Source organism: Methylobacterium sp. P3_A11, from assembly GCF_056403155.1.
Map to the genome: position 1 here is coordinate 1 of NZ_JBFUGA010000180.1, position 6196 is coordinate 6196.

Annotated in this window: 5 protein-coding genes; 4 read left to right on the forward strand and 1 reads right to left on the reverse strand. The window is 68.5% G+C overall.

Annotation, left to right across the window (positions count from 1 at the left end; all coding sequences use genetic code 11):
• The 4 genes from AC1DXK_RS29710 to AC1DXK_RS29725 form a co-directional block, all read left to right on the forward strand.
• Nucleotides 1–487 (forward strand): efflux RND transporter periplasmic adaptor subunit (locus AC1DXK_RS29710; protein ID WP_477299626.1); only part of this gene is annotated, 487 nt, incomplete at its 5' end.
• Entirely contained in the window at nt 484–3597 is a 3114-nt protein-coding gene (locus AC1DXK_RS29715) for an efflux RND transporter permease subunit (RefSeq protein ID WP_477299627.1), read from the forward strand. The genes AC1DXK_RS29710 and AC1DXK_RS29715, both read left to right, overlap by 4 nt.
• Before the next feature lie 197 nt (nt 3598–3794).
• Complete coding sequence (locus AC1DXK_RS29720) at nt 3795–4337, forward strand: TetR family transcriptional regulator (RefSeq protein WP_457104668.1); 543 nt, start codon at nt 3795–3797, stop codon at nt 4335–4337.
• A gap of 664 nt (nt 4338–5001) precedes the next feature.
• Nucleotides 5002–5823, forward strand: a complete 822-nt coding sequence (locus tag AC1DXK_RS29725) for an oxidoreductase (RefSeq protein WP_457104705.1) — start codon at nt 5002–5004, stop codon at nt 5821–5823.
• A 115-nt stretch (nt 5824–5938) separates the two neighbouring features.
• Here AC1DXK_RS29725 and AC1DXK_RS29730 read toward each other — a convergent pair.
• A partial coding sequence (locus AC1DXK_RS29730; RefSeq protein WP_477299628.1) for an integrase core domain-containing protein occupies nt 5939–6196 on the reverse strand: 258 nt, incomplete at its 5' end.

Below are 6196 nucleotides of genomic sequence, written 5' to 3' on the forward strand. Positions count from 1 at the left end.
AGAGGCGGAGGTGTTCCTGCCGGAAGGGAGCCGGCAGCGGGCGAAGGGCACGGCTTCGGCGACCCTCTACGCGGAGGGGGAGACCACCTATCCGGCCCGGCTCCGGGAGCTTTCGGCCACGGCCGACCCGGCGACCCGAACCTACCGCGCCCGCTACATCCTCTCCGGCGGCGGCGAGACCGCGCCGCTCGGGGCGACGGTCACCCTCCGGTTGTGCCCCGTCCAGCCGCAGGCGACGGCTTCGGTGTCGGTTCCGCTCGGCGCCCTGTTCGATCAGGGCGGCGGCTCGGCCGTCTGGCGCTACGATGCCCGGACTCAGACGGTCACGGCGCAGCCCGTCACCGTCACGCGCCTGTCCGAGGAGAGCGCGGACGTCGCCGCCGGCCTGAATCCGGGCGACCGGATCGTTTCCCTCGGCGCCCATCTCCTCAAGGCCGGGGAGAAGGTCCGGCTGGCCGGCTCGAGCGTGGCCGAGGCCGGCCGATGACCGCCTCCCGCTTCAACCTCTCGGCCCTGGCGGTGCGCGAGCGCGCCGTCACGCTGTTCCTCCTGCTCGCGGTCACCGCCGCAGGCATCTTCGCCTTCGAAAAGCTCGGCCGGGCAGAGGATCCGACCTTCACGGTCAAGACGATGGCGGTCTCCGCCGCGTGGCCCGGCGCGACCACCGACGAGATCCAGCGGCAGGTCGCCGACCCGCTCGAGAAACGCCTGCAGGAACTCGACTACTACGACCGGGTCGAGACGACGGTCCGTCCTGGCCTCATGCTGATGAAGGTGTTCTTCAAGGACTCGATGCCGCCGGCCAAGCTCCCTTCGGAATTCTACCAGGCGCGCAAGAAGCTCTCGGACCAAGCCTCCACCCTCCCGCGCGGCGTGCTCGGACCCCTGTTCAACGACGAGTTCTCGGACGTCTACTTCGCCCTCTACGCCCTCCAGGCGCAGGGTCTGCCGCACCGGCACCTCGTTCTGCGCGCCGAGGACCTTCGCCAGCGGCTGCTGCGCGTGCCCGGCGTCGAGAAGATCAACATCCTGGGCGAGCAGGCGCAGAAGATCTTCGTCGAGGTCTCCTACCAGCGTCTCGCGACGCTCGGCATCACCGGCCAGCAGCTCCTGGCCGCTTTGGCCAACCAGAACGACGTGACGCCGGCGGGCTTCGTCGAGGCCGACGGGCCGCGCGTTTACCTGCGGCTCGACGGAGCCATCGATGGCCTCGACGCGATCCGCAACCTGCCGGTGGCGGCCGGCGACCGCAGCCTCAAGCTCGGCGACATCGCCGCAGTGAAGCGCGGCTACGAGGATCCGAAGGCCTTCGCGATCCGCAACGACGGCGAGCCGGCCCTGGTGCTCGGCCTCGTGATGAAGCCGGGCTTCAACGGCCTCAGCCTCGGCGAGGCGCTCAACGCCGAGGAGGTGGCGATCCACCACGCGCTTCCGACCGGCGTGACCTTCACCAAGATCACCGACCAGGCGAAGGTCATCGACGACGCCATCCACGAATTCATGGTGAAGTTCTTCACCGCTCTGTCGGTGGTGATCTTCGTGAGCCTGGTGGCGCTGGGTTTCCGGGTCGGCATCGTGGTGGCGCTGGCCGTGCCGCTGACCCTCTCGGCGGTGTTCGTGGTGATGATGGTCACCGGCCGCGACTTCGACCGCATCACGCTCGGCGCCCTGATCATCTCCCTCGGTCTGCTCGTGGACGACGCGATCATCGCCATCGAGATGATGGTGGTGCGCATGGAGGAAGGGGCCGACCGGATCTCGGCGGCCACCTACGCTTGGAGTGCCACCGCCGCGCCGATGCTCACCGGCACCATCGTCACCATCGCGGGCTTCCTGCCCGTGGGCTTCGCCGCCTCCACGGCGGGCGAGTATGCCGGCAACATCTTCTGGGTCGTGGCGTTCTCTCTGGTCGTCTCGTGGATCGTGGCCGTGACCTTCACGCCCTATCTCGGCGTCAAGCTCCTGCCCGACATCAAGACGGTCGAGGGCGGCCACGCGGCGATCTACGCCACCAGGAACTACCAGCGCCTGCGCCGCGTGGTGCGGGCCTCTGTCGACCACAAGTGGATGGCGGCCGGCATCACCGTGGCTTTGTTCGCGGCGGCCGTGGTCGGCATGAGTAAGGTCGAGAAGCAGTTCTTCCCGAATTCGGAGCGCTCGGAACTCATCGTCGAGGTGACGCTGCCGACCGGTTCCGCCTTCGCGACCACCGAGGCCAGCGTGAGAAAGGTCGAGGCGGCCGTGCGGGCGCTCCCCGAGGCGCGCGCGATTACGAGCTACATCGGTCAGGGCATGCCGCGCTTCGTGCTGTCCTTCGACCCCGAGCTGCCGGACCCCGCCTTCGCGCAGATCGTCGTCCAGACCGCGGATTCCCATGCCCGCGACGTGTTGCGCGGCAAGGTGCGCCAGCTCGTCGACGCCGGCCTCTTCCCCGAGGCGCGGGTGCGCGTGCTGCAGATCGTGTTCGGGCCGCCGGTGCGCTTCCCCGTCGCCTTCCGGGTGGTCGGACCGGACCTCAACGTCATCCGCGGCATTGCCGCGGAGGTGCGCGACGTCATGATGGCCAACCCCAATATGCGCCTCGTCCATCTCGATTGGGGTGACAGAACGCCGACCCTGCACCTCGCCCTCGATCAGGAGCGCCTTCGCCTGATCGGCCTGACACCGAAGGAGGCCGGCCAGCAGCTGCAGAGCTACCTCAACGGCACCCCCGCGACCCAGGTGCGCGAGAACCTGCGCTCCGTGGACGTGCTCCTGCGTAGCCCTGGCCCGGAGCGCCGCTCGCTCGGCGACATCGGCGACTTGACGCTTGCCACCAGGGACGGGCGGCAGATCCCGCTCTCGCAGGTGGCCCACCTGGAGAGCCGCGCCGAGGATGCGGTGCTCAAGCGCTACAACCGCGAGACCTACATCCGCGTGCAGGGCGACGTGATCGACGGCAAGCAGCCGCCGGACATCCATGCCCAGATCGTCCCTGAACTCGCGGCGATCAGGGCGAAGCTGCCGCCCGGCTACCGCATCGACACGGCCGGGTCGGTGGAGGAGAGCGAGAAGGCCATGAAGGCGCTGGTGACGGTCTTCCCGCTGATGCTGATCGTGACGCTGACGGTCATCATGCTGCAGGTGCGCTCTTTCACCACCATGTTCATGGTGTTCGCGACCGCGCCGCTCGGCCTCGTCGGCGCCGTCCCGACGCTGCTCGTCTTCCACCAGCCCTTCGGCTTCAACGCGATCCTCGGCCTGATCGCGCTGTCGGGCATCCTGATGCGCAACACGCTGATCCTGGTGGACCAGATCCACCACGACCGCGCGGCGGGGCTGTCGGACTACGAGGCCATCGTCGAGTCGACGGTGCGCCGAGCCCGCCCGGTGATCCTCACGGCGGCCGCCGCGATGCTCGCCTTCATCCCGCTGACCCACTCCGTGTTCTGGGGGGCTCTGGCCTACGTGCTGATCGGCGGCGTCGGGGTCGGGACGCTCCTGACGCTGCTGTTCCTGCCGGCCCTCTATGCCCTCTGGTTCCGGGTCGCACGCGAGCCGCGTGGAACGGACGTTCCGGCCGGTCCGGGCGCGGTGCCGCACCACGCGCAAGCGTGACGCCCCGGCCCCGAGGCCTTGGAGGATCGGGCGCTCACCCGGTGCGTGCCCGGTACGGCGACCGGCCTGCGCTTCGCCCCCTCGCGCAGGCCGGTCGACTGCCCTCAGGGATCGCGCTCGCGCGCGCGATGTGAACGACCTTCTTTAGATGACGGCGCGCATCTATATTGGTGTCGGGCGCACGGAGGGATCGGGCCATGCCGAGAGTTTCGCAGGAGCAGGCCAGGATCAACCGGCAACGCGTGGTCGAGGTCGCCGCGGCCCTGTTCCGCGAGAGGGGACTCCACGGTGTCGGGGTCGTGGACATCATGGCGGCCGCCGGACTGACCCATGGCGGCTTCTATGGCCAGTTCGCCAACAAGGATGCGCTGGCGGCCGAGGCGTTCGACGCGGCGCTCGCGGAGGAACACCGGGGCACCACGGATACCGTGGTCGCGAACTACCTGTCCCTGGGCCATGTCCAGACGCCCGGGAAGGGCTGTCCCCTGGCGGCTCTGGCGAACGATGTCTCCCGCGAATTGTCGGGCAGCCTCGTCCGGGCGCGGTTCACGCAGGGCGTGGAGCGACTGGCGTCCCTGTTGGCTGGCCTGACACCCGGGGCCTTGAAGGAGCGCCGTCGGCAGCGAGCCCTGGCGACGATGGCGACGCTCGTCGGGGCGGTCGTCCTGGCGCGCGCCGTTGATAACGAGGCCCTGGCGGAGGAACTCCTTCAGGCGGCGCAGGATTCCGTCGCGCCCTGACGGCCCTTCGCCCGATCGGCCTTCCGGGCCGGGCGACTGCAAGCAGCGGCGGGGGTCCTGCCGGAAGCCATCGGCCGGACAGCTCCTCTTCCTTCTGCAGGCTGTCCTTCGCGGCTCAGGGCGCAGGCCGCGTCGTTCGCTGTCCGCTCGCCGGGAGCCTTCCGCGGATGGGCATGGCACACCCGGTGGCGCCATGATCGCGGCGGCGCTCAGCGTCGCGGGGATGTTCGCTGCCCTTTCGGCGGGGATCATCACCATGCCCGCGTGAACGCGACGGCCTTTGCGGCGAGAAGACTGTTCTCGGCCGAGGCTGCCCCCGAACGAGCTGGTGCGCAGGGATGCCCGAACCGGACCCGGCGCTCGCCTCCTGACGCGCGGCGTCGGTACACGCCTCGGGGCCACACGGCGATGAGGACCGAGTTCCGGCCGCCGCCCCCTGCTATCGGTGGGCGGGATTATGCTCTGCGCCTGCGGGGAAGGGAGGTCCCCAGATGCAGTGGCAGCATATGCTCCGTCGAGGGGACTTGGACGGGCGGATGCGCATTCCGGTGCCCTGGCGCACCGGACAACCCGCCCCAATGCAATTCGCGCCTTGCCATCATATATTATGTTCGTAATTTATAAGCGAGGGTCGCCCGCAGGCGGCCCTCGGAAGGAGAGCATCGTGAACCAGACCTCGAGCAAGACCGCCATCGTGACCGGGGCGGCCTCCGGCATCGGCCTCGAAACCGCCAAGGCCCTGCGGGCTGCCGGATACCGTGTGTTCGGCACGAGCCGGAAGCCGGCCGTCGCCGCGAGCGGCGATATCAGGATGCTCACCTGCGACGTCACCGACGACGTGTCGGTCGCCCATATGATCGAGACGGTCTTCGATGAGACGGGCCGGATCGACCTCTTGGTCAACAATGCCGGCTTCGGCATCAGCGGGGCTGCGGAGGAATCCTCGATCGCGCAGGCCCACGCCATGTTCGACGTCAACCTGTTCGGCATCATCCGAACGACCCGAGCCGTTTTACCTATCATGCGGGCTCAGAAGGCCGGTCGCATCGTCAACATCAGCTCGGTCATGGGGCTGATCCCGGCGCCCTATATGGCGCTGTACGGCGCGAGCAAGCATGCAGTCGAAGGCTTCTCCGAGTCCCTGGACCATGAAATTCGCGGCCAGGGCGTGCGAGTGGTGCTCGTCGAGCCCGCCTTCACGCGCACGGCGTTCGACCGGAACCTCGTCCGGTCCGATGCGCCGCTTGACGTCTACGACGTTGAACGCGCGGCGCGGGATCGCTTCCTGAGCGAGGCCATGGAGAGCGCGGATGCGCCCGACGTCGTTGCGAAGGTCGTCGTCAAGGCTGCCACGGCGTCAACGCCCAAGCGCCGTTACGCTGCCGGATCCAAGGCGCGTCAGGTCAGCTTCCTTCGCAGGTTCGTTCCGGCGGGCGCTTTCGACAGGAGTTTCCGCAAGGAGATGGATCTTCCTCAGCTGCCTTGATGCGCCGAGCGCCCATTGGAGTTGACCCCGTTTGTGGTTCACGACCGATGCAAGGTCGCGGACTGTGTGACGGTCCGCCGGATCTTGGCCCGGCCGAAGGGTAAGCCTCCGGGCGTCATTTGGCGGCCTGCTCGGCGGCCGCCGCGGCAAATTCCTGAGGCGTCAACCACCCCAGGGCTGTGTGAGGACGGCTCTCGTTGTACGGGCGCCGCCACGCCTCGATCCTGCTCCAAGCATCGGCCGACGACAAGATCCAGTTCGCGTTCAGGCACACGTCACGCAGTCGGCCATTGAACGACGCGACCAGCGGGTTGTTGGTCGGCTTGCTTGCAGAGGTGGAAGACCCTCTTGTGATTGACACGCCATGCCGCCC